This window comes from Streptomyces sp. SID8374, assembly GCF_009865135.1.
Classification (GTDB): domain Bacteria; phylum Actinomycetota; class Actinomycetes; order Streptomycetales; family Streptomycetaceae; genus Streptomyces.
This window is the reverse complement of sequence record NZ_WWGH01000001.1, coordinates 25,367-46,623: the sequence shown is the minus strand read 5'-3', so window position 1 is coordinate 46,623 and position 21,257 is coordinate 25,367. Positions and strand designations below refer to the sequence as shown.

General features: G+C 72.9%; 20 protein-coding genes, 1 pseudogene and 1 riboswitch. Of the genes and pseudogenes, 13 read left to right on the top strand and 8 right to left on the bottom strand.

Annotation, left to right across the window (positions count from 1 at the left end; genetic code table 11):
- The first annotated feature begins 22 nt into the window (after window positions 1-22).
- Window positions 23-634: a LysE/ArgO family amino acid transporter gene (locus GTY67_RS00220; protein WP_093694465.1), complete on the top strand. Its 612-nt coding sequence runs from the start codon at window positions 23-25 to the stop codon at window positions 632-634.
- Between the two features lie 9 nt (window positions 635-643).
- Here the strand turns inward: GTY67_RS00220 and GTY67_RS00215 are convergent, their stop codons facing one another.
- A complete protein-coding gene (locus tag GTY67_RS00215; protein WP_161277323.1) occupies window positions 644-1,282 on the bottom strand; it encodes a ScbR family autoregulator-binding transcription factor in 639 nt (212 codons plus the stop codon).
- Window positions 1,283-1,519: 237 nt separating this feature from the next.
- Here GTY67_RS00215 and GTY67_RS00210 point away from each other — a divergent pair, with 237 nt between their 5' ends.
- The 3 genes from GTY67_RS00210 to GTY67_RS00200 all read left to right on the top strand — a co-directional run bounded on the left by GTY67_RS00210 (window position 1,520) and on the right by GTY67_RS00200 (window position 4,198).
- Window positions 1,520-2,389, top strand: coding sequence for a ScbA/BarX family gamma-butyrolactone biosynthesis protein (locus GTY67_RS00210; protein ID WP_272925725.1), 870 nt, complete (start codon window positions 1,520-1,522; stop codon window positions 2,387-2,389).
- Window positions 2,390-2,472: 83 nt separating this feature from the next.
- Window positions 2,473-3,333 (top strand): NAD(P)H-binding protein, encoded by an 861-nt coding sequence (locus tag GTY67_RS00205; protein WP_161277321.1) that lies wholly within the window; start codon window positions 2,473-2,475, stop codon window positions 3,331-3,333.
- Between the two features lie 178 nt (window positions 3,334-3,511).
- Window positions 3,512-4,198 (top strand): ScbR family autoregulator-binding transcription factor, encoded by a 687-nt coding sequence (locus GTY67_RS00200; RefSeq protein WP_161277320.1) that lies wholly within the window; start codon window positions 3,512-3,514, stop codon window positions 4,196-4,198.
- A gap of 23 nt (window positions 4,199-4,221) precedes the next feature.
- Here GTY67_RS00200 and GTY67_RS00195 read toward each other — a convergent pair whose 3' ends face one another.
- Complete coding sequence (locus GTY67_RS00195; protein ID WP_161277319.1) at window positions 4,222-5,136, bottom strand: helix-turn-helix transcriptional regulator; 915 nt, start codon at window positions 5,134-5,136, stop codon at window positions 4,222-4,224.
- Between the two features lie 153 nt (window positions 5,137-5,289).
- Between GTY67_RS00195 and GTY67_RS00190 the strand changes: the two genes are divergently transcribed.
- Window positions 5,290-6,330: an NAD(P)-dependent alcohol dehydrogenase gene (locus GTY67_RS00190; protein ID WP_161277318.1), complete on the top strand. Its 1,041-nt coding sequence runs from the start codon at window positions 5,290-5,292 to the stop codon at window positions 6,328-6,330.
- 73 nt (window positions 6,331-6,403) lie between these two features.
- Here the strand turns inward: GTY67_RS00190 and GTY67_RS00185 are convergent, their stop codons facing one another.
- Entirely contained in the window at window positions 6,404-6,769 is a 366-nt protein-coding gene (locus GTY67_RS00185; protein ID WP_161277317.1) for a metalloregulator ArsR/SmtB family transcription factor, read from the bottom strand.
- Between the two features lie 156 nt (window positions 6,770-6,925).
- Between GTY67_RS00185 and GTY67_RS00180 the strand changes: the two genes are divergently transcribed.
- Window positions 6,926-8,059 carry an NADH:flavin oxidoreductase/NADH oxidase gene (locus tag GTY67_RS00180; RefSeq protein WP_093694473.1) on the top strand — a complete coding sequence of 378 codons (1,134 nt, stop codon included), beginning with the start codon at window positions 6,926-6,928 and terminating at the stop codon, window positions 8,057-8,059.
- Between the two features lie 55 nt (window positions 8,060-8,114).
- Window positions 8,115-10,433, top strand: coding sequence for an FUSC family protein (locus GTY67_RS00175; RefSeq protein ID WP_161279905.1), 2,319 nt, complete (start codon window positions 8,115-8,117; stop codon window positions 10,431-10,433).
- Here the strand turns inward: GTY67_RS00175 and GTY67_RS00170 are convergent.
- Window positions 10,396-11,834, bottom strand: a pseudogene (locus GTY67_RS00170) (FAD-binding oxidoreductase); the annotation flags it as partial. The gene GTY67_RS00175 and the pseudogene GTY67_RS00170 overlap by 38 nt on opposite strands.
- A 40-nt stretch (window positions 11,835-11,874) precedes the next feature.
- Here GTY67_RS00170 and GTY67_RS00165 point away from each other — a divergent pair.
- Complete coding sequence (locus GTY67_RS00165; RefSeq protein WP_161279906.1) at window positions 11,875-12,258, top strand: helix-turn-helix domain-containing protein; 384 nt, start codon at window positions 11,875-11,877, stop codon at window positions 12,256-12,258.
- Window positions 12,259-12,323: 65 nt separating this feature from the next.
- Here the strand turns inward: GTY67_RS00165 and GTY67_RS00160 are convergent, their stop codons facing one another.
- Window positions 12,324-14,222 carry an RICIN domain-containing protein gene (locus tag GTY67_RS00160; protein ID WP_161277316.1) on the bottom strand — a complete coding sequence of 633 codons (1,899 nt, stop codon included), beginning with the start codon at window positions 14,220-14,222 and terminating at the stop codon, window positions 12,324-12,326.
- 181 nt (window positions 14,223-14,403) lie between these two features.
- On the opposite strand from GTY67_RS00160, the gene GTY67_RS00155 reads away from it, so the two are divergent.
- Window positions 14,404-15,066: a TetR/AcrR family transcriptional regulator gene (locus tag GTY67_RS00155; RefSeq protein ID WP_343238735.1), complete on the top strand. Its 663-nt coding sequence runs from the start codon at window positions 14,404-14,406 to the stop codon at window positions 15,064-15,066.
- 78 nt (window positions 15,067-15,144) lie between these two features.
- Window positions 15,145-15,260, top strand: a riboswitch (cobalamin riboswitch).
- Window positions 15,261-15,400: 140 nt separating this feature from the next.
- Window positions 15,401-15,889 (top strand): DUF4430 domain-containing protein, encoded by a 489-nt coding sequence (locus GTY67_RS00150; RefSeq protein ID WP_161277315.1) that lies wholly within the window; start codon window positions 15,401-15,403, stop codon window positions 15,887-15,889.
- Window positions 15,890-15,946: 57 nt separating this feature from the next.
- Here the strand turns inward: GTY67_RS00150 and GTY67_RS00145 are convergent, their stop codons facing one another.
- Entirely contained in the window at window positions 15,947-16,570 is a 624-nt protein-coding gene (locus GTY67_RS00145) for a TetR/AcrR family transcriptional regulator (protein WP_161277314.1), read from the bottom strand.
- Window positions 16,571-16,772: 202 nt separating this feature from the next.
- Here GTY67_RS00145 and GTY67_RS00140 point away from each other — a divergent pair, with 202 nt between their 5' ends.
- Window positions 16,773-17,543: an SDR family oxidoreductase gene (locus tag GTY67_RS00140; RefSeq protein ID WP_161277313.1), complete on the top strand. Its 771-nt coding sequence runs from the start codon at window positions 16,773-16,775 to the stop codon at window positions 17,541-17,543.
- Window positions 17,544-17,561: 18 nt separating this feature from the next.
- On the opposite strand, the gene GTY67_RS00135 is transcribed toward GTY67_RS00140, so the two are convergent.
- Window positions 17,562-18,593, bottom strand: coding sequence for a MerR family transcriptional regulator (locus tag GTY67_RS00135; protein ID WP_161277312.1), 1,032 nt, complete (start codon window positions 18,591-18,593; stop codon window positions 17,562-17,564).
- A gap of 93 nt (window positions 18,594-18,686) precedes the next feature.
- Here GTY67_RS00135 and GTY67_RS00130 point away from each other — a divergent pair, with 93 nt between their 5' ends.
- Window positions 18,687-20,204 carry an alpha/beta fold hydrolase gene (locus GTY67_RS00130; protein ID WP_161277311.1) on the top strand — a complete coding sequence of 506 codons (1,518 nt, stop codon included), beginning with the start codon at window positions 18,687-18,689 and terminating at the stop codon, window positions 20,202-20,204.
- Window positions 20,205-20,230: 26 nt separating this feature from the next.
- On the opposite strand, the gene GTY67_RS00125 is transcribed toward GTY67_RS00130, so the two are convergent.
- Complete coding sequence (locus GTY67_RS00125; RefSeq protein ID WP_093694481.1) at window positions 20,231-20,641, bottom strand: Ohr family peroxiredoxin; 411 nt, start codon at window positions 20,639-20,641, stop codon at window positions 20,231-20,233.
- A gap of 116 nt (window positions 20,642-20,757) precedes the next feature.
- Between GTY67_RS00125 and GTY67_RS00120 the strand changes: the two genes are divergently transcribed.
- Window positions 20,758-21,246 carry a MarR family transcriptional regulator gene (locus GTY67_RS00120; RefSeq protein WP_161277310.1) on the top strand — a complete coding sequence of 163 codons (489 nt, stop codon included), beginning with the start codon at window positions 20,758-20,760 and terminating at the stop codon, window positions 21,244-21,246.
- Window positions 21,247-21,257 lie beyond the last annotated feature (11 nt).

Here is a 21,257-nt window from a genome sequence, read left to right as displayed (position 1 = left end):
AGGCCTCCCTAGCGTCTGGGGCATGACCAACGCTCTGACCACCGCGGCCGCCGGGTTCGGTACCGGCCTCTCCCTCATCGTCGCCATCGGCGCCCAGAACGCCCTGGTCCTGCGGCAGGGAGTGCGCCGGGAGGCCGTCCTCGCGGTGGTCGTCATCTGCGCCCTGTCCGACGCCGTCCTCATCACCCTCGGCGTCGCCGGGGTCGGTGCCGTCGTCGTGGCCTGGCCGTCCGCCCTGACCGTGGTCTCCCTGCTGGGCGGCGTGTTCCTGATCGGCTACGGCGTCCTGGCCGCGCGCCGGGCCTTCCGCCCCTCCGCCCTGCATGTGCGGGACGCGCCGTCAGGGGCGAGGCGAGGGGCGGTGCTCGCCTGCCTCGCGATGACCTGGCTCAACCCGCACGTCTACCTCGACACGGTGTTCCTGCTCGGCTCCGTCGCCGCCGACCGCGGCCCGCTGCGCTGGACCTTCGGGCTGGGCGCGGTCCTCGCCAGCGTCTGCTGGTTCGCCGTACTCGGCTTCGGCGCCCGGCTGTTGAGCGGGGTGCTCGCCCGCCCCTCGTCGTGGCGGGTCCTGGACGGCCTCGTCGCCGCGATGATGATCGGCCTCGGCGCCCGGCTGGCCCTGACCGCCTAGGGGGCGGGCTCAGTAGGCGGGGACGAGCCGGGCCAGGTCGGTGGTGCGCTGGGGGCTGAGGTCCAGGGCGGTGAGGATGGAGGGGGTGGCGATGCTGGGGAGGATGTGCCGCTGGAGCGTGATGTAACGCTGTTCCAGATCGCGGTAGTTGGTGAGGGTCTGGGAGACCGCCTGGATGCCGGTGAAGGCCGCGACGTAGAGATCGGCGGTCTCGGTGGGGTTGACGTGCGGGAGGAGTTCGCCGTTCTGTTTGGCTTGGGCCAGCAGATCGTGGGTCGTCCGCTGCCAGCGCAGGAAGGGGCCGGTGCGGTCCAGGCCTTGGGCCTGCTGGTCCATGGAGAGGCGGACGTTGGCACGGGTGAGGAGACTGGTGTGGAGGCGGTGGCTGAACAGCATCCCCATGTCCACGAGCTCCTGGAGCTTGAGGAGTTGGTCGGGAGCGGGCGGCGGGGGCTCCTGCGCCTCGATCACACCGAGCGCGAGCTCCTCCTTGGAGGGGAAATGGAAGTAGAGCGCGCCTTTCGTGACCCCGGCGATCTTGAGTATTTCGGTGATGGTGGCTGCTTGGTAGCCGTACTTCTCGAAAATCTCGGCCGCTGCCATCAGGATTGCCTGGCGGGTGCGGATCGCCCGGTCCTGCTTGGCCATCCCTGTCTCCTTCGTCGGGCTGTGCCGGTCGTGCGGCCGGGCGGGCGGGTGCGGGCGGGCTGTGGGCATAGAAAAAAAACCGCTTAGTCTGTATCTTATCAGCGCGTGCGCACCGCAGGAACGGCTCGCCCATCACATGACCCCTGGGGGGGAGTTATGCCCGAAGCAGCAGTGTTGACCGATCCTGGAGCGGCCTCGGCCGTGGGCTCGGAGGCCCGAGTGGTGCATCCGGTGGGAATGGAACTGGTTCACAGGAGCAGGGCGGAGGACGCGTTCCCGCGCAGTTGGGAACAGGTGGGCCCGGACCGCTTCCACGTGGAGGCGGTGCTGCCGCACGACCATCCGTTCTTCGCCCCCGTGGGTGCGGACCGCCATGACCCGCTGCTGGTGACGGAGGCGATGCGGCAGGCGGCGATGCTGGCCTTCCACGCCGGGTACGGAGTCCCCGTCGGCTACCACTTCCTGATGGCGGATCTGGACTACGCGACCCGCCCCGAACGCCTCGTCGTGGGCGGCCTGCCCACCGTGATCGACGTGGAGGTGACCTGCTCGGAGCTCAAGTGGCGCGGCAGGCTTCCGGTGCAGGGCCGGGTCGACTGGGTGGTGCACCGCGCGGGCCAGTTGGTCGCGACCGGGATGGGCGCGACACGGTTCACCAGCCCGCGGGTCTACCAGCGGATGCGCGGCGGATCGGCGGAGCCGGGCGTGGCGATACCGCGGACGGTGCCGGTCGACGCCGCCCGGGCGGGCCGTGACCGGGCGCAGGACGTGGTGCTCTCGGAGAGCACCCGCGAAGGGGTCTGGGAGCTGCGGGTGGACACCCGCCATCCGACGCTCTTCCAGCGGCCCAACGACCATGTGCCGGGCATGCTGTTGCTGGAGGCGGCGCGGCAGGCCGCGTGCCTGGCCGCCGGGGGCGGCGGGTTCGTGCCCGCCGAGGGGCGTACGCACTTCCACCGGTACGCGGAGTTCGGCAGCCCCTGCACGATCGCCGCGGAGGTCCTGCCGGGCGGGGCGCCGGGCGGCGCGAGGGTCCGGGTGACGGGCCGTCAGGACGGCGAGCCGGTCTTCGACACGGTGCTCTCGGGCCCTCTGGGCGCGGGGTGAGGGCGCGGCCGCACGGGGGCGTGCGAGCTGCGTGTCGTGTCTGTCCGGCAGGATGATGACGGTGTGTGAGGAGTGGGAGCGGCGTGATTCTGGTGACAGGGGCGACCGGGGCGGTGGGGCGCGGGGTCGCCGGTCTGCTGGCGGCCGCCGGCCCGGTGCGGATCCTGGCGAGGCGGCCGGAGCGCGTGACGGTGCGCGGACCCGAAGTCGACGTCGTAGCGGGGGAGTACGCCGACCGCGCCTCCCTCGACCGGGCACTGCGGGGGATCGACGCGGTGTTCCTCGTGACGAACAGCCCCACGGAGCCCGACGACGCGAGGGTCGCCGAGGCGGCCGCTGCGGCGGGGGTGCGCCACCTCGTGAAGCTGTCGATGATGGCGGTGGAGGAGCCGGACGCCGACGACTTCATCACCCGGCTCCAGCGGGGCAACGAACAGACCGTCAGGGAGTCCGGCGTGCCCTGGACGTTCATCCGCCCCAGGACGTTCATGTCCAACACGCTCTCCTGGGCGCCGGGCATTCGGTCGGACGGCGTGGTGCGCGCCCTCCACGGGGACGCGCCGGTCGCGTGCGTCGATCCGCGCGACATCGCGGCGGTGGCCGTGGCCGCCCTCACCGGTACGGGTCACGAGGGGCGGGCCTACGCGGTGTCGGGCCCGGAGGCGATCACCGCGCGGCAGCAGACGGCTCAGCTCTCCGAGCTGCTGGGCCGGCCGCTGCGCTTCGAGGAACTGCCCCTGGACCGGGCGCGCGAGGCGCTGCTCGCGAAGTATCCGCGGCCGGTGGCCGAGGCGTTCCTCGAAAGCGCGGAGCGCCAGCGCGCGGGGGCCAAGGCCGCCGTGCTGCCCACCGTCGAGGAGCTCACGGGCCGCCCCGCCAGGACGTTCCGTACCTGGGCCGCCGACCACACCGCGTCCTTCGCCGCCCTCGGCCGCGCCGGGTAGCGGACCGTGCGCGGACACGGATCCCGTCCGCGCACACGTTCCCCTGGAAATCAAACCGGTAAGTTGGTTTGATATTCCCCATGACGCTGCTGTACGGCTCCGGCGGAGAGCCCCCGGCCCTCGTGGCCCACGGCCCAGGGCTCCTGCATGCCCGCTCCCCCCTCCAGCGGGGGCGGCGGTGACCAAGCAGGTGCGCGCCGCGCGCACCCGCCAGGCGCTGATCCGCTCCGCGGCGATCGTCTTCGAGCAGCACGGCTACGGAGAGGCGCGCCTGGCGCTGATCAGCTCCGGCGCCGGCGTCAGCACGGGCGCGCTGCACTTCCACTTCGAGAACAAGGCCGCGGTCGCCCAGGCCGTGGTCGCGGAGGCGTCCCACGGTCTGCTGGAGGTGTCCACCAACATCCGCCACAGGACGGACACCGCTCTCCAGACCCTGGTCGACACCTCGCACGCCCTGGTGGACCTCCTCGGCCGCGACCCGGTGACCCGGGCCGGATTCCGGCTCAGCTACGACGGGGAGAGGTGCGGCGAGCCGGGTCTGCCCGCGCAATGGCGGCGTTGCGTAGGCGAGTTGCTGGACGAGGCGGCCACCGCGGGCACCCTCGCCGAGGGGCTGTCCCGCCATGACGTCACCGTCGCGACGGTGGCCGCGACCACCGGCTTCGAGGTGCTCGGACGCCACGACTCCGCCTGGCTGTCCGCCCGCACCCTCACCGGCTTCTGGCACCTGCTGCTGCCCCGCCTCGCCACCCCTGAGACCCTGCCCCTCCTGGACCCGTCAGGAACCGCCGCGGCGAAGGAGGCCGTCGCGGCGGGCCGGGCCGGCCACGAGACGTCCGGGGCCGGGGCGGCGGCGCCGAGCTGACGCCCGGCCCCCGCGGTTGGCCCTCAGCGCTCCCCGGCCAGGCCCCGGGGCGCGTCGCCGACCGCGTCCGCCCCCCAACTGGCCAGCAGGCGCAGCGCCTGGGCCGACTCCGATCCCGGTTCCGCGTGATAGGTGACCAGGCACTGCTCCTGGTTGTCCGGCAGATGCAGCGTCTCGTACGACAGGGACATGTCGCCGACGAGCGGATGCCGGATCAGCTTCGTGCCGTGGCCCTTCTCCTTCACGTTGTGCGTGGCCCACAGCCGCCTGAACTCGTCGTTCTTGACCGACAGTTCACCCACCAGCGCGGAGAGCTGCGGATCGTCCGGGTGGCAGCCCGCGTACAGGCGCAGATAGCTGACCATGTCAGAGGCCTTGGAGTCCCACTCCACGAACAGGTCCCGGTAGGCGGGGGAGAGGAACACCAGCCGCGCCCAGTTGCGCTCCTCGGGCGGCAGCGCACCCCAGTCGCCGAACACCGCCGCCGCCATCGGGTTCCAGGCGAGGATGTCGGAGCGCGCCCCGGAGACATACGCGGGAATGCCCTCCAGGCTGTCCAGGAGGTGCAGCAGACCCGCCCGCACCCGCTGCACCCTGGCCGGCCGCCGCTTCTTCTTGTGGTGCGCCGGCTTGGCCATGTGCGTCAGATGCGCGTGCTCGGCGTCGCTGAGCCGCAGCGCGCGGGCGATCGCGTCCAGCACCTCGGCCGACACATTGCGCCCGTTGCCCTGCTCCAGGCGCGTGTAATACGCCACCGAGACCCCGGCCAGCTGCGCCAGCTCCTCCCGCCGCAGCCCCGGCACCCTGCGCGCCCGTCCGAACTCCGGCAGCCCCACGTCCTGCGGCTGGAGCCGGGCCCGCCGGGTGCGCAGGAACTCGCTGAGCTCGGCGCGCCGGTCGAGCGGCTCGGGGGCGGAGGTGTCGGGCGAAACGTCCATGGCTCCCATTATTCCTGGTCGTACGCGCGGGAGCCTGTCCCCGCCAGTAGTAGGACCACTGGACGTAGGCAAAGCGGTGATCTGGGTAAACACTGGCCGCACCCTGATGCTGGGAGACGTTCCTATCGCATCACCCAGAGGAGAACCTCCGGCATGACCACCGTTGCCGCTTACGCCGCTCCCCGTGCCAAGGCCCCGCTGGAGCGCACCACGATCGAGCGCCGCCCGGTGGGCGAGTTCGACGTCCTGATCGACATCAAGTTCGCCGGTATCTGCCACTCCGACATCCACCAGGCCCGCGACGGCTGGGGCGAGGGCATCTTCCCGATGGTCCCCGGCCACGAGATCGCCGGGATCGTCGCCGAGACCGGCCCCGGCGTCACCAGGTTCAAGGTCGGCGACCGCGTCGGCGTCGGCTGCATGGTCGACTCCTGCGGAAAGTGCGACGCCTGTCTGATGGGCCGCGAGCAGCACTGCGCCGAAGGGAACACCCAGACGTACAACGCCCTCGACCGCGGCGGCGAGCCCACCTACGGCGGCTACTCGACCCACATCGTCGTGACCGAGGGCTTCGTCGTCTCCATCCCCGAGGGCATCGCCCTGGACGAGGCCGCGCCGCTGCTCTGCGCGGGCATCACCACGTACTCCCCGCTCCGCCGCTGGGGCGCCGGTCCCGGCAAGAAGGTCGCCGTCATCGGCCTCGGCGGGCTCGGCCACATGGCCGTCAAGATCGCGCACACCCTGGGCGCCGAGGTCACGGTCCTCTCCCAGTCGCTGCGCAAGAAGGACGACGGGCTCAAGCTGGGCGCCGACCACTACTACGCGACCAGCGACCCGAAGACCTTCGAGGAACTGGCCGGAACCTTCGACATCATCCTCTCCACGGTCTCGGCCCCGCTGGACTTCGGCGCCTACCTCGCCCTGCTGCGGACGGACGGCACCCTGGTCAACGTGGGCGCGCCCGAGGAGCCGGTCTCGCTCAACCTCTTCTCGCTGATCGGCGGCAACAAGTCGATGGCGGGCTCCGCGATCGGCGGCATCGCCGAGACCCAGGAGATGCTGGACTTCTGCGCCGTGCACGGCCTCGGCGCCGAGATCGAGGTCATCGGGGCGGGCCAGGTCAACGAGGCGTACGAGCGGGTCCTCGCCAGCGACGTCCGCTACCGCTTCGTGATCGACACCGCGACGATCTGAGCGGTCCGACAGCTGTACGCCGTCTGCCCCGGGCCCGCGAAAGGGCGCGGGGCAGACGGCGTACAGGCACGGCTCAGGCCGAAGGCGCGGAGGAGCGGGCGGAGCGCCGCGCCGCCTCCAGGACGGCCGGCAGAAGTCCCGGGAAGCGCGCCTCCAGGTCGGGCTCGCGCAGCCTGCTCATGCGGGAGGTGCCCTCGTAGTGCTGGCGGATGACACCCGCCTCGCGCAGCACCTTGAAGTGGTGGGTGGTGGTGGACTTGCTCACCGGAAGGTCGAACGCGATACAGGCCATGTCCGCGTGCCCGTCCGCCAGCTCGCGCACGATACGCAGCCGAACGGGGTCGGCCAGCGCGTGCAGGACGGCTTCCAGTCGGATCTCCTCCACGGACGGATGGGCCAGCTGCCGGCCGGACGTGGCTGCGCGCTCGGTCGTGGACATGGGTGGCCTCCTTGGGTGCTCGCCCCCCAAAGTACGAACATCCTCGTAGTTTGACAACTGCCGTACTACGAGGTCTATCGTACTGGCCATGGCGCTGCTGCCCGTCCCGTCCGGCAGGGCGCCCAGGCCGTGCCCCGACTCGGAGGAGACATACCGGTGAGTGCTCTGTTCACGCCCCTGACCCTGCGGTCCCTGGAGATAGCCAACCGCGTGTGGATGTCCCCGATGTGCATGTACTCCGCCGCCTCCCACGGGCCCGAGGCCGGGGTCCCGACCGACTTCCACCTCACCCACCTCGCGGGCCGCGCCGCCGGAGGCGCCGGACTCGTGATGGCGGAGGCCACCGGCGTACGCCCCGACGGCCGCATCAGCCCCTGGGACCTGGGCCTGTGGAACGACCGCCAGCAGGAGGCCTTCACCCGGATCGCCGCGGCCATCGCCTCCCACGGATCGGTCCCCGCGATCCAGCTCGCCCACGCCGGCCGCAAGGCGTCCACCGAGCGGCCCTGGCTCGGCGGTGCGTACGTCCCCGAGAGCGACGGCGGCTGGCAGCCCGTGGCCCCCAGCCCCGTGGCCTTCGACGGGCTGCCCGTCCCGCACGAGCTGACCGAGGACGAGATCCAGCAGCTGGTACGCGACTTCGCGGCGGCCGCCGAGCGCGCCCTCGCCGCCGGATTCCGGGTCGTCGAGATCCACGGCGCCCACGGCTACCTGATCAACTCCTTCCTCTCCCCGGCCGCCAACCACCGCACCGACGCCTACGGCGGCAGCTGGGAGAACCGCCTGCGCTTCCCGCTCCAAGTGGTCGACGCCGTCCGCGCGGTCTGGCCCGACGACCTGCCCGTCCTCTTCCGCACCTCGGCCACCGACTGGCTGACCGAGAACCAGGACGACCCGCGCGAGGGCTGGACCGGCGACGACACCGTCCGCCTCGCCAAGGAGCTGACCGCCCACGGCGTCGACCTCCTCGACGTCTCCACCGGCGGCCTGGTCCGCGACGCCCAGATCTCCGCCCACCCCGGCTACCAGGTGCCGTTCGCCGCACAGGTACGGCAGGCCACCGGCCTGCCCGTCTCCGCGGTCGGCCTGATCCTGGAGCCCGCCCAGGCCGAGGAGATCGTCGCCTCGGGCCAGGCCGACGCCGTCATGCTCGGCCGTGAGCTGCTGCGCGACCCGTACTGGGCCCACCGCGCCGCCGACGCCCTCGGGGCGGAGCCCCGCTGGCCCGACCCGTACGGCTACGCCGTGGTGCGCCGCCGCACCGCCGAGAAGGAGACGGCCAAGGCCTGACCACCGCCGGGCCGTCCGCATCGTGAGCGAGCGGGCGGCCCGGCGCGGGCCGACAATGGCCCATGTGATCCCCACCGGGCAGGAGAGGGCGACCATCGTCCGCCGGGCCGTCCGGGTCGCCGTCGCGGCGGGCGCCGGGTTCTACCCGCTGCTGTACGGCGCCGGGCTCCCGGTCATGGCGCTGTACGCCCTCTTCGCCCCCATCGCCGTCGGCCTGCTCTCACCGATCCCCGGCTCCGGCCGCCAGCGGGTCGGGGTCATGCTGCGGGCACTGCCCTGGGCCCTGGTCCTGGCGACCCTGGGCACGCTGCTCGCGGTGGACACCTGGGCCGCCGTCGGCGGCATGCTCGTCGTCGGCTTCCTGCTGGCGTTCGCCGCGGTGGGCGGCCCGCGCCCGGCGGGCATCGGGCCGGGACTCCAGCTCTTCTACATCCTGGCCTGCTTCCCGCCGTACGCCCCCGACACGCTCGGCCAGCGGCTGTCGGGGCTGACCATCGGCGTCCTGCTCCTCGCGGCCTGCGAACTCCTGCTGCCCGATCCGCCCGCCGCCTCCTACCGGGAACGGCTCGCCCGGGCGCTCGGCGAGGCGGCTCGCGGGGCCGCCCCCGGCGACGTACCGCCTCAGAAGCTGCGCGAGGCCGGAGCGCGGCTCCGGCTGGGGTCCGTACCCCCGGCGGAACGCCCGGCCGGCGCGGGCCGGAGGGACCGCGCGCTGGAGCAGGCGGGCCGCGCGGTCCGCAGACTGCTGGACCAGCTGGCCACCCTCGCCGACAAGTTCCCGGCCACCGCCGACCCCGCCTCCGCCGCCCTCCTGGACCGCGTCGCCGCTCTGTGCACCACCTGCGCCCGGTTCCTGCGCACCGGAGACGATCCGCCGGTGGCCGGGGCCCTGGAGCGGGCGATGCAGGACTTCCAGGCGGAGCGCCTGCGCCGGGCGTCCGGGCCGCCCGGCGAGCGGCCCCCGGTCGAGGTGGAGCGGCGGCAGTCACAGGTGCTTGCGCTGGCCGAATCGGCGCGGATGGTGGAGATCACCGCCGACATCGCCGTCCACGGCAGACCCACCGAGCCCGCCGTCCCGCGCCCGCTGTTCTGGTACGCGGAGCTGTCCACGCCGAGGCTCTGGGCCCGGCGGGTCGTCGGCAACGTGACGTTCAGGTCGGTGCTGTTCCAGAACGCCCTGCGGACCGCGCTCGGCCTCGCGGCGGCCCGCGCGGTGGCCGGTTCCCTCGATCTGTCCCACGGCTTCTGGGTGCTGCTCGCCGTCCTGACCCTGGGGCGTACGACGGCCGGCGCGACCTGGCGGGCGGTCCGCCTGGCGGTGGCCGGGAACGCGGCCGGAGGGCTCGTGGCGGGAGCACTCCTGGTCGGGCTGGGCCCGCACACCGATGTGTACGCCGCGCTGCTGGGCCCGGTGATGCTGGTGGCGTTCGCCCTGGGACCGCTGCTGGGCATCGCGTACGCGCAAGGGCTCTTCACGCTGGTCGTCGCCACCGCGTTCGCCCAGATCGAACCGGTCACCTGGCGGCTCTCCGAGGCCCGGATGATCGACGTCGTCACCGGCAGCGTGATCGGTCTGCTCTGCGGCCTCCTGGCCTGGCCGGCCGGCGCCCGACGGGAGGTCCACCGGGCCATGGCGGACCTGCTGCGCACCTGCGCCGAGCTGGTCCCCGCGACGGCCCGGGCACTGCTGGCACCGGAGGGCGGTGGACGGGCCTGGTCTCCCGCGCCGGGCGGCACTGGGGGTGATGGGCGGACCCCGCTGGACGGTTCAGGGGCATCGCCGGAGCCTCCGCCGGGCGGCTCCGTGGGCGATCCGCAGCCCCTGCCGGGCAGCGCCGGGGATGATCCGCCGACCTCGGCGGGCGGTTCCCGGTCCTCTCCGCCGCCTCCCCCAGGTGGTCCGCGGGCCGGGTCGCAGACCCTGCCGGGCGTCCACCGGCTGCGCCTCGCCGAGGCGGCGTACGCGCAGTACCGCACGGAGGCCCCGGGGGATGACACCCGTACCGACTGGCACGCCATCCTCATCGCGGCGAACCACATACTCCTCGGCACCCACTGGCTGCCCCGCTTCGGCCTGCGCCCCGAGTCCGGCGCGAGCGCCCCGGCCGCCTCTTGGGCCCGCACCACGGCCCAGGAGCTGGTCGCGGAGACGGACCGGATCGCCTCCCTGCTGACCGGGGACCACCCGGAGCCCGTACGGCGGCGGACCGCACCGGACGGCGACCCGCCGACGCCCCTCTCGGTCGACCTGGAGGTGTGGATGACGAGCCTCGCCCACCAGCTCGCCCGGATCGAGTCCTCGCTGACCCCACCGCCGGAGCCGGACGGCCCGCCGGTCACCTCGCCGCGGCGTCGAACAGCACCCCCGGGTTGAGGATCCCGGCAGGGTCGAGGGCCTGTTTCGCCGCCCGCAGCGCGAGCGCGAACGGTTCCGGGCGCTGCCTGTCGTACCCCGGCCGGTGGTCACGGCCGACCGCGTGGTGATGCGTGACCGTCGCCCCCTGCTCGCCGAGCGTCTCCATGGCCGCGGCCTTGATCTCGTCCCACATGGCGGCCTCCGACCCGCGCCGGCGGGCAGCGATCACCGTGAAATAGGGGCGGGCCCGTCCGGATAGACGTGCGTGAAGCGGCAGTTGATCAGGCCGGACGCACCGGTCACCTTCCGCACGGCCGCCCCGACGTCCCGGTGCACCGCCTCGTACAGGGCCGGGAACCGGTCCCAGGTGCAGGCCGTCTCGAACGTCTCGCTGATCACGCTCATCCGGGCCAGCCCGGCGCGGAGGTACGGCATGCGCAGGAACGCCGAACGCCAGGTGTTGGCAGCCGAGTCACCGTCGGCGGACGCCTCCTCCGCCGGGGAGCCGCCGCGTTCCCGCGCCAGCGCGGCGAGTTCGGCGAGCCGCCCCTCCACCGGCCCGTGCGCCGACTCCACCCCCAGCACCAGCACGCTCCCACCCTCTGGGGCCACCCCCGACAGGGACAGGGCCGCCTCACCCGGGTCCAGCAGACGGCAGTTGGCCGGGTGCAGGCCCGACTGCGCGATCGCACGGACGGCCTCCACCGCGTCGGGGAAACGCTCGAACACCACCGAGGCCGACGCCTTGTGGGACGGGCCGTCCTGGAGCCGCATCCACGCCTCCGTGATGATCCCGAGAGTGCCCTCCGAGCCGAGGAACAGCCGGTCCGGCGAGGGCCCGGCCCCCGAACCCGGCACCCGCAACGACTCGCTCACCCCCGCCGGTGTGACCACGCGCAGGGATTCGGCCAGGTCGTCGATGTGCGTGTGGAGGGTGGCGTAATGACCGCCCGCGCGGGTGGCGAGCCAGCCGCCGAGCGTCGAGAACGCGAAGCTCTGCGGGAAGTGGCGCAGCGTCAGCCCGTACGGCCGCAGCTGCGCCTCCGGGCCGGGCCCCAGGGCACCCGCCTGGATCCGCGCGGCCCGGCTGACCCTGTCGATCTCCAGGACCCGGACCAGCCCCGACAGGTCCAGCGAAAGGACGCCGGAATGCTGCCCGGCCCGGTACTCGACCCCGCCGACGACCGAACTGCCCGCCCCGTACGGGGCCACGGCGACGTCCGCCCCGGCGGCCCACTCCAGGAGGTCCACCACATCCCGCCCGTCCCGGGGGCGGGCGACTGGATCCGGAGCGGCCGCCATGTCCCCGTACAGCGCGCGGACCACATCCCGGAACGCCTTGCCGTAGGTGTGGGCCGCACGCTCGGCCGGGGCGGAGGACACGAGATGGGCGAGCGTCGCAGGGGCGCTCACCCGGACCCCGCCCGACAACGGCGCCCGGAGCGCCGGGACCAAGGGAATCCCCCGCGCGCGCCGTGAGGAGCAGATCCTCGCGGCGGCCATGGACGAGTTCGGCCGCCACGGCCGCGCCTCGGCGTCGATGGCCGCGATCGCGGGGCGCGTGGGCGTCACCAAGCCAATGCTGTACACCTACTTCGGCTCCACCGAGCTGCACACCGCCCCACACCGGCACCGGCGGGCCATCGACGACCTCGCCGCGTCCGGAACGGCGGACCTCCTGCGCGGGCACGGCAACGACGACCCGCTGGACGCCGACGCGCTGAAGCACGTGTGGACCGGCGCGGTCGGCGCACTCGTCGGCTGGTGGACCAACCACCCGGACCGGTCGGCGCAGGACATGGCGGCGCGCTGCGCCCGGCTGCTGACCGCGATCCGGGACTGAGCCGCCCTCGGACACGCAGTCGGGCCCCGCCGCGTACGACGGGGCCCGACAGGAGCGAGGCGCGGTCAGCCGGTCAGGGCGAACGACTGGGCGGCGGCTCCGTTGCACGGCTGCTGGGAGAGCCGGGCCCCGTTGGCGGTGGAGGAGTTGTCGACGGTGAGGCACTTGCCGCTGTGGCGGGCGACGAAGCGGTACCGCCCGCCGGTCGCCAGGGCCTCGGGCCGCCACTGCTGGTTCGTGGAGCCCACGTACGACCAGAGGTGGACCTTGGTGCCGTCGGCGGTGGCCCCGGCACCGCCGTCCACGTCCCACACCTTCGCGTTGTGCCGGTTCACCACCTGGTAGTGCCCGCCGCTGGTCGGCCGGAACTGCCAGCTCTGGTTGGCCCCGGTGCCGCACGCCCACTGCTGGAGCGCGGTGCCGTCGGCGGTGCCCCAGTCGGCGGCGTCCAGGCAGGCCCCGCTGTTGGTGTTCTGCACCCGGTACCAGGCGGCCGGGTCGATGGAACCCACGGGAGGCTCCGTCGTACCACCGTTCCCGTCCCAGGTGAACGTGGCGACGGCACCGGCGGGCAGGGTGTACGCGAGGGACCTGCCGTTGTCCGTCAGCGAGAACCGCTGCGCGCTGGAGGCGGTGTTGACGACGACGGCGGCCCGGGTGCCGTCGGGGTTCTGGAAGGCGACGTTCTGCACACCGCCCGCCCCCTGGCTGGTGGAGCCGATACGGGTCGCGCCGGGCTTGATGAACTTGGTGACGTGCCCCAGGACGTAGAACTCGGCGTTCCGGGTGACCTGGCCGCCGGCGATCTCGACGATGCCGTTGCAGCGGTTGGTGCAGTGCCCCTGATGCGGGCCGCCGTTCTGGTCCAGGGCGAGGTTCCAGTTGACGACCGTCTCGCCGCCGTTGCGCATGTTCTGCACGACGAGGTTCTCGGCGTGCCACTTGAGGGTGTCGCCGAACGTGGTGGCGGGGTTCGCGCTGTCGGTGCCGGAGCACTCGGTGAAGAAGACCCGCTTCCCGGCGTTGACGATCTGCTGCTGTGCCGCCGGGGCTCCGCCGTAGCAGTGGAAGGCCGCACCGATGATCCGCTGGATGCCACCCGTCCTGGCGAAGACGTCCAGCGGATAGTTGGGGTGGTCCCAGTTGTGGTCGTACGCCAGGAGGTTGGTCGGCAGGTTCGCGGCGGTCAGCGTACGGTCCAGGACCCGGAAGAAGTCCGCCTGCTGGGTGGCCGTCATGCTCATCGACGGGTAACTGGTCGCGAACTCGGGCTCGTTCTGCGCGGTGAGGTCGGTGAGTGTGATCCCCTCCTGCCCGTACGCCCGGATCGCCTTCACCAGATAGTCGGCGTACGCCTGGTAGTGCTCGGTCCTGAGGCTGCCCCCGTTCAGGGAGTTGTTCGTCTTCATCCAGGCCGGGGGAGACCAGGGCGAGCCCATGAACCGGATGGCGGGGTTGATCGCGGTGGCCTGCTTCAGGACCGGGATGATCTGGCTCCGGTCCCGGTCGATGGAGAACGAGCCCCGCGTGTCCTCGTACGTGTAGAAGTCGGAGTTGGCGTCGAAGTCGGTGCTGCCCAGCGGCTGGCGCAGGTAGTTCAGCCCGATGCCGTCGCCCTCCGCGGAGAACAGCGACCTGAGCAGCGTGGTGCGCTGTGCCTGGGGGAGGCCCTGGATGAGATGGGCCGAGGCGCCGGTCACGGAGGCGCCCGCGCCGGTGAACTTCTGGCCCTTGCTGTTGGCGTCGATCCGGATGTCGACGCCCTGCGGGGTCCCGGTGAACGGCACGCTTCCGTCGGCGGTGAGCTTCTTGCTGCCGTCGGTGGTGGTCACCCAGACCTGGGCGGCCGGGTCGGCGGCCCGGGCGGTGGTGACGGTGGCGTTGACGCCGAGTCCGGCGACGGCCAGGACGAGCGCGGCGCCTGCCGCGCGTGCTCTGAGGCGGCGGGGGTGGGGGTGAGGCATGTGCGGCTCTCTCCTTGGGTCGATACGTCGATACCTGGAGACATCGGCGGGGCAACGGCATGAAACCACACCCACTAAGTGGTTAGTAAGTAGTCGGGAACGGTGTTCTGCCGCCCCGGGAAGATCTCTCCCGGGTCACCCTCCCGAGCAGGCTTAAGCTGACCGGGTGAGCAACCACCCCGTGGGCAACCGGTCGGTCGGCAGGCCGCCGCGCCGTCCGGCCAAGCCCCGTACGCCGCGCAGTCCGGAAGCCCAGCAGCGCCAGCAGGACATCCTGTCCATCGCCATGGACACCTTCGCCGCGCGCGGCTACAACAACGCCTCGCTGGCGGAGATCGCGGACCGGGTCGGCCTCACCCAGGCGGGCGTCCTGCACTACTTCCGCTCCAAGGCGCTGCTCCTCACCAGCGTCCTCGAACTGCGCGACCGGGCCGACATCGAACAGCTCGGCCCGGACCGCCCCCAGGGGCTGGACTTCCTGCGCCACCTGGTGAACACCGCGCTCCGCAACGCCGAGCGCGAAGGGATCGTCCGGCTGTACGCGGTCCTCTCGGCGGAGTCCGTCACCGACGACCACCCGGCCCAGGACTACTTCCGCGACCGCTACGACGGACTGCGGGTCTTCGTCGCCGACGCCCTGCGCGAGGCATGCGAACTCCCCGCCGACCGCGCGGAGCTGACCGGGAACGCGGCCAACGCCATCATCGCGGTCATGGACGGCCTCCAGGTCCAGTGGCTGCTGTCGCCGGACTCCGTGGACATGGCCGCCTCGACGGATCTCGTGGTCACCTCCCTCCTCGCGACCCTGGCCCCCGAGCGCTTCGGCCCCTCCTCCCACCGCTGACCGCTGCGTATCGGGCCGTTCCACGCCCGCGCACGGCCAACTGGCCGTAGCATGCGAGGGCTTCGGTGATCCGGAGCGACAACTGAATGCGTGCGCGACTGGGGGAAGCCGGTGGGAATCCGGCGCTGACCTGCAACCGTGTGCGGCCCGCCGGGCCGCGAGTCGGACAGCCCGGCGCGTGACGTGTACCGCTTCCCCTGTCATGGTCTGCAGTGCGAAGCCCCGCGGCCCCGGTCCGCCGCGCGTACGCCGCGAGACGCGCGGACGCACGCGGCGCGGACGGTCGGGCTCCGGTGCGGCACGGCAGGCCGCCCCGCACCGGAAAGGCACCCTCGTGCACCTCACATCGGCCCGCCGCACCCTCGTCGTCACGGCCGCCCTCGGCCTCGCTCTCGCCTCCGCCCCCGCCGTCGCCCAGCAGCAGCCCAAGGCCTCCACCAACGCCCCCGTGAAGGTCTCCCTCACGGTGAAGGGGCCGGACGGCCGCCTCTTCAAGGGAAAGATCACGACCAAGGGCCATGACGTGACCACCGCCACCGGTGGCACGCACCGCTGCGACGGCACCAACGGCGGAGCCAACCCGAGCGCCGTACCCACGCCGACCGCCGCCCTCGACGACGCCGCCCGGAAGAGACACTTCACCTGGGACGGCACCTGGTACGCGTCGTTCGACGACTTCTCCGTCGACACGATAAAGAACGTCAGCGGCGGGGGCGTCGCCTACTGGAACATCGCCGTCAACGGCACCTCGATCCCCGTCGGCGGCTGCCAGTTCAAGCTGCGCGCCGGGGACAAGGTCGCCTTCACCTGGACCGCCTTCTAGGCCGGCGAAGCCCGGGAAGGACCCGGGACCCGGGGCGTACAGGCCCGGGCCCGGTGTTCAGCGGACCTCGGCCCGTTCCGCGCCGGCCGCCGCGTGGCGGAGCTGGTCGATCCCGCTGTCGAGTGCGGCCTTGAGATGGTCCGAGCTGCCGGTGGACATCATGATCGACACTCCGCCCTGGATCCCGGCCAGCAGGGCGGCGGCGTTCCGGTCGACGTCCACGGAGGCCGGGATCAGCTCGCGGGAGCGGAGCGTACGGATGCCCTCGGCGATGCGCTCCTGCCACTGGCGCATCAGCTCGGCCACGATCGCCCGCGCCCCCGGCTCCGAACGGCCGACCTGGAGGAACAGCGACCCCAGCGGGCACTGGTCCTGCTGGAGCTCGTACCGCTCCACCACCGCGTCCCGCCACCGGTACCAGGACTCCCAGGAGTCCAGGCAGTCCAGATGCGGCTGCTGGTCCTCCAGTACGCGCCCCGCCTCGAACTCGGCCACCGCCAGCAGCAGTTCGTCCTTGCCGCGCGGGAAGTAGTGGAAGAGCTGGCTCTTGCTCGTACGCGTACGGTCGCGGATGTCGTCCAGGGTGGTGAAGGCGACCCCCTGCTCGCGGAGCACCTCGGCCGCCCCCTCGACGATCCGCGCCCGCGTGGCGCGCCCCTTCGCTGTCGACGCCTCGGCCATCGGGCACTCTCCTCCAGAACTGGACCGGTGAGTCCAGTGTAAACGCACGCGGCCGCCCCCCCCCAGGAGTGGACTTGCCGGTCCATTTTCATCGGAGCACAGTCGACCGCGTGACCCGGACAGCCGGGCCGCCCGCGGAGCCGGAAGGCGACTTCCCCGGCCACCGCGGGGGATGCGTACGAGATCGAAGAGGAGAGACGTCATGGGCCGACGACTTGAAGGAAAGACCGCACTCGTCACGGGTTCCACGAGCAACATCGGGCGGGCCATCGCCATGGCGTTCGCCGCCGAGGGGGCCCACGTGGTCGTGTCGGGACGCAACGGCGAACGCGGCCTGGCGGTCGTCGGGGAGATCCGTGCGGCAGGCGGGTCCGCCGACTTCGTGGCGGCCGACCTGGACGGCACCGCCGCCGTGTCCGACCGGCTCGCCGGGGAGGCGTCCCAGGTGCTGGGCGGCCGCATCGACATCCTGGTCAACAACGCGGGCATCTTCCCGGGCTCCACCACCACGGACACCGACGAGGAGACGTTCGACCGCGTCTACGCCGTGAACGTCAAGGCCCCCTACTTCCTGACCGCCGCCATCGCCCCGGCCATGGTGCGGGCGGGCGGCGGGGCGGTCATCAACCTCGGGTCCTGGGTGGCCCGCCTCGGCATCCCGGTCGGCACCCTCTACAGCTCGTCCAAGGGAGCGGTGGAGACCCTGACGCGGGCCTGGGCCTCGGAGTTCGGCCCGCAGGGGGTCAGGGTGAACGCCATCTCGCCCGGTGTGATCGTCCCGCCCGCCGCCGACGGGGGCGAGGCCCACCCCGGCGAGATCATGATGAAGGGCACCCCCGCCGGTGGCATCGGCACCCCGGACGCCATCGCCCACGCCGCCGTCTGGCTGGCGAGCGAGGAGGCCGCCTTCGTGCACGGGACGGTGGTGGACGTCGACGGAGGGCGCGTGGGGGCGGCGGTCATCGCCGCCTGAGCGTTCCACCGGGCACCGTCACCCGGCGCGCCCACCCGTACCCGTCGTCGTGGACCGTGCGCCCCGTGCGCGCCTCTCCTCCAGCGGCTGCTCCCCGAGCGTCATCGACAGATGGGCGTCCAGCGCCGCAAGGAGCCAGTCGTGGGCCGTCCCGGGCGTCGGCTCCGGGCGGCCGTCCGGAGCGCCGAGCACCTCGGCCGTCAGCTCCCAGTACCGGTCGATGCGCGGATCGGCCGCGAGCTGACCGGCGAGCCGATGGCGGAACCCGGGCGTGTCGCGGGTACCGTACGTGCTCGCGTACGCGTCCACGAACCCGTCCAGCGCCTCGCCGGGGCCGGGTGCCCCGCCCCGGCGCAGCTCGCCGCCCGCCAGGTCGTACGCCGTCGCGAGCCCCGCGTACAGCACGGCCGACTCACGGGCCCCCGCAGCGGCGTGGGCACTGGGCTGGCAGGGGCGGCCGCCGCTCCCTCCGCACGGCCGGGTCACGAAGGCGTACAGCCGGGCGAAGGCGAGCACCTGCGCGGGCCGGGGGTCGTCCGGCGGCTGCGGTACGGCCACCTCCAGGAACGCGCCGACGGCCCGCGCGGGCATCCGGGCCGGCAGCCAGGCGCGCCAGAACCGGACCAGCGCCGAGGTGCTCGGCGGAGCGCCCACCGCGCCGACCAGACGCAGCCGGGCGGGCCGTTCCTCCTGCGGGCAGTCCCGCACCAACTGGAGCGCGGCCTCCCGCCAGCGCAGGGCCCTGAGTTCGGAGCCGAGCATGCGCAACCTGCCGTCGACCGCCGCCTCCAGCGCATCGGCCGCGTCCCCGGCGTCCTGCTCGTCGAGGACGCGGCGTACATCGGCGACCGGCAGGCCGAGACCGCGCAGCGAACGGATCAGGCCCAGCCGCTCCACGGCCTCCGGGGCGTACCTGCGATGCCCGCCCGCACTGCGGGACGCCTCCGGCAGCAGGCCGCCGTCCGAGTAGAAGCGGACGGTCTTGACGCTGACGCCCGCGTGCCCGGCCAGCTCACCGATCGTGCAGAGACCGTCGTGCGACGAGAACACTTGAACCTCCCCCAAGAGGAGTTCCTACGGTACCGGCGAGCGCTGCCGGAGAACCGGGCCGGTGCGCGCAAGAGCGTGTGACGAGGAGGAACCATGACCGCATTCGTCCTGGTGGCGGGGGCGTTCACCGGTCCGTACGTGTGGCGGGACACGGCCGCGCGACTGACCGCTGAAGGCGCCGAGGTGCATACGGTGGCGCTCACCGGACTCGGCAAGGGATCTGCCGGTCCCGGCGTGGCCGTCGACCTGGAGACGCACATCGGGGATGTCCTTACGGTGATCGACTCGGTGGTCGAGAAGGGGGACGGCGGCGACATCGTGCTCGTCGGCCACGACTACGGCATCCACCCGGCCCTGGGCGCGGCCGACCGGCGGGCGCGGTCCGTCGCCCGGATCGTCCACCTGGACTCCGGGATGCCGCAGGACGGCGTCCCGGCCCTGGCCGCCGTACCCGACCAGCGCCTGCGCGAGGAGCTCGCCCGAGGCGGGGGAGAGCCGACCGGTGAGCTGCTGCCCCCGGCCCGGGACGCATGGCCCCGCTGGGGAAGCACCGCCGGGCTCTCCGAGGCGGCGCTGGACGGGCTCACCGCCCTCGCGGCACCGCAGCCCCTGGCCACACTCCTCCAACCGCTGCGGCTCACCGGCGCCGTGACGGCGGTCCCCGTGACCGGGGTGCTGTGCACGGGCAACGGGCCGGGCATCGAGTTGGTCCAGCTGATGGTGGACCTCGGCGAGCCCGCGATCCAGGCCCTCGCCGACCCCCGGGTGACCTTCTTCGAACTGCCCACCGGCCACTGGCCGATGCTCTCCTGTCCCACCGGGCTGGCCGAGATCCTGACCGAGGCGGCGGCCGGCGGCGGCCACCGGCTGAAGCCCGCCGACGCCACCGAACCGCCCCCGCATCTGCGGCCGTTCCTCCTCGACGTACCCGAACGGCCCCGCGAACGCGCCGGCAACACCGACCTGTACCTGCCCGACGGACCCGGGCCGCATCCGGCCGTGGTGTTCGTCCACGGCGGCCCCGTACCCGCCGGGGTACGGCCGACGCCCCGGGACTGGCCGACCCTGACGGGGTACGCCCGGTACGTCGCCGGGCACGGAGCCGCGGCCGTGACCCTCGACCACCGGCTGCACGCCCTCACCGACTACGAGCGGGCCGCCGAGGACATCGCGGCCGCAGTGGAACGGGTCCGCGCCGACCCGAGGGTGGACGCGGACCGGGTCGCCCTGTGGTTCTTCTCGGGCGGCGGCCCCCTCGCCGCGGACTGGCTGGCCGCGCCCCCGCCCTGGCTGCGCTGCCTGGCCGCCAACTACCCGATCCTGGCCCCGCTGCCGAGCTGGGGCGTGGCCGACACCCGGTTCCACCCGGTGCGGGCGATCGCCCATGCGGGGAGACTCCCGGTCGTGCTGGTCCGGGCGGGGCGCGAGATGGCCGAGATCGCCGTCACCGTCGAGGAGTTCCTGACCGAGGCCGAGCGCCGCGGGGCCGATGTCGAGGTGGTCGACGTACCGGAAGGGCGCCACGGCTTCGAGACCCTCGACCGGACGGACAGCGCACGCGACGCCGTACGCCGGGCGGTCGAGGCGGTACTGGCCCGCCTGACCGCCTGACCTCCGGTTCGCCCGAATGAGGGGGACTACTCGATGACCAGCTCCACGTCGATGTTCCCCCGGGTCGCCTTGGAGTAGGGGCAGTAGGCGTGGGTGGCCTCGACCAGCTGCCGGCCGACCTCGCCGGTGAGGGAGTCCGGCAGCTCCACGCGCATGACGACCGCGAGACCGAAGCCCCCGCCGTCCTTGCCGATGGAGACCTCGGCGGTCACGGAGACGTCCTTGGTGTCGACCTTCATCTCGCGGGCGACCGCCGCCATCGCACTGGCGAAGCAGGCCGCGTACCCGGCTGCGAAGAGCTGCTCGGGGTTGGTGCCCTTGCCGTTCCCGCCGAGGGCCGGGGGCAGGGCGAGCGGCAGGTCGATCTGACCGTCCGAGCTCACGGCACGGCCCTCGCGGCCGTTGGCGGTTGCGGCGGCGGTGTACAGCGCGTCCATGGGGTGGCCCTTCCTTGTCGGTGCCGCGAACGGATCGGTCGCGGTCACGGATACAAAGATTGCACATCATTAAGTTGTGCACAACTCAATGGCGCGGTCGGCGGTACGCTGGTTCCATGACGTCTTCCCCGAACGCCTCGCCCGACCTCCCGGCCGTCCCCGACGAGGAGCTGCTGCGACTGGACCACCAGGTCTGCTTCTCGCTGCACGCGGCGTCGCGGGCGTTCGGCGGCTTCTACCGGCAGGCGCTCAAGGATCTCGGTCTCACCTACCCCCAGTACCTGGTCTTGCTGGTGCTCTGGGAGGAGGGTCCCCGGCCGGTCAAGGCCATCGGGGAGCGCCTCCGTCTGGATTCCGGAACCCTCTCGCCGCTGCTGAAGCGGCTGGAGGCGGCGGGGCTGGTCCGGCGTGAACGCAGCCGCGAGGACGAGCGGTCCGTCGTCATCGAACTCACCGACGACGGGGCAAGGCTGCGTGAACGCGCGCTGTCCGTCCCCCGGGGAGTCCTCGCCGCGACGGGCCTGTCGGTGGAGGAGGTTCTCGGATTGCAGGAGGTCCTCGGCCGCCTCACCGCAGCCTTGACGGAGGCTGCTGACACCCGGTGACGGCGCGGGCC

What these genes read in the sequence shown, in the direction of transcription:
- GTY67_RS00190 (WP_161277318.1), top strand. Translation starts at nt 5,290, where the DNA reads ATGACCACCGTTGCCGCTTACGCCGCTCCCCGTGCCAAGGCCCCGCTG.
- GTY67_RS00160 (WP_161277316.1), bottom strand. Translation starts at nt 14,222, where the DNA reads ATGCCTCACCCCCACCCCCGCCGCCTCAGAGCACGCGCGGCAGGCGCC.
- GTY67_RS00130 (WP_161277311.1), top strand. Translation starts at nt 18,687, where the DNA reads ATGACCGCATTCGTCCTGGTGGCGGGGGCGTTCACCGGTCCGTACGTG.
- GTY67_RS00125 (WP_093694481.1), bottom strand. Translation starts at nt 20,641, where the DNA reads ATGGACGCGCTGTACACCGCCGCCGCAACCGCCAACGGCCGCGAGGGC.
- GTY67_RS00140 (WP_161277313.1), top strand. Translation starts at nt 16,773, where the DNA reads ATGGGCCGACGACTTGAAGGAAAGACCGCACTCGTCACGGGTTCCACG.
- GTY67_RS00195 (WP_161277319.1), bottom strand. Translation starts at nt 5,136, where the DNA reads ATGGACGTTTCGCCCGACACCTCCGCCCCCGAGCCGCTCGACCGGCGC.
- GTY67_RS00120 (WP_161277310.1), top strand. Translation starts at nt 20,758, where the DNA reads ATGACGTCTTCCCCGAACGCCTCGCCCGACCTCCCGGCCGTCCCCGAC.
- GTY67_RS00145 (WP_161277314.1), bottom strand. Translation starts at nt 16,570, where the DNA reads ATGGCCGAGGCGTCGACAGCGAAGGGGCGCGCCACGCGGGCGCGGATC.
- GTY67_RS00175 (WP_161279905.1), top strand. Translation starts at nt 8,115, where the DNA reads ATGGCCCATGTGATCCCCACCGGGCAGGAGAGGGCGACCATCGTCCGC.
- GTY67_RS00185 (WP_161277317.1), bottom strand. Translation starts at nt 6,769, where the DNA reads ATGTCCACGACCGAGCGCGCAGCCACGTCCGGCCGGCAGCTGGCCCAT.
- GTY67_RS00220 (WP_093694465.1), top strand. Translation starts at nt 23, where the DNA reads ATGACCAACGCTCTGACCACCGCGGCCGCCGGGTTCGGTACCGGCCTC.
- GTY67_RS00210 (WP_272925725.1), top strand. Translation starts at nt 1,520, where the DNA reads ATGGAACTGGTTCACAGGAGCAGGGCGGAGGACGCGTTCCCGCGCAGT.
- GTY67_RS00215 (WP_161277323.1), bottom strand. Translation starts at nt 1,282, where the DNA reads ATGGCCAAGCAGGACCGGGCGATCCGCACCCGCCAGGCAATCCTGATG.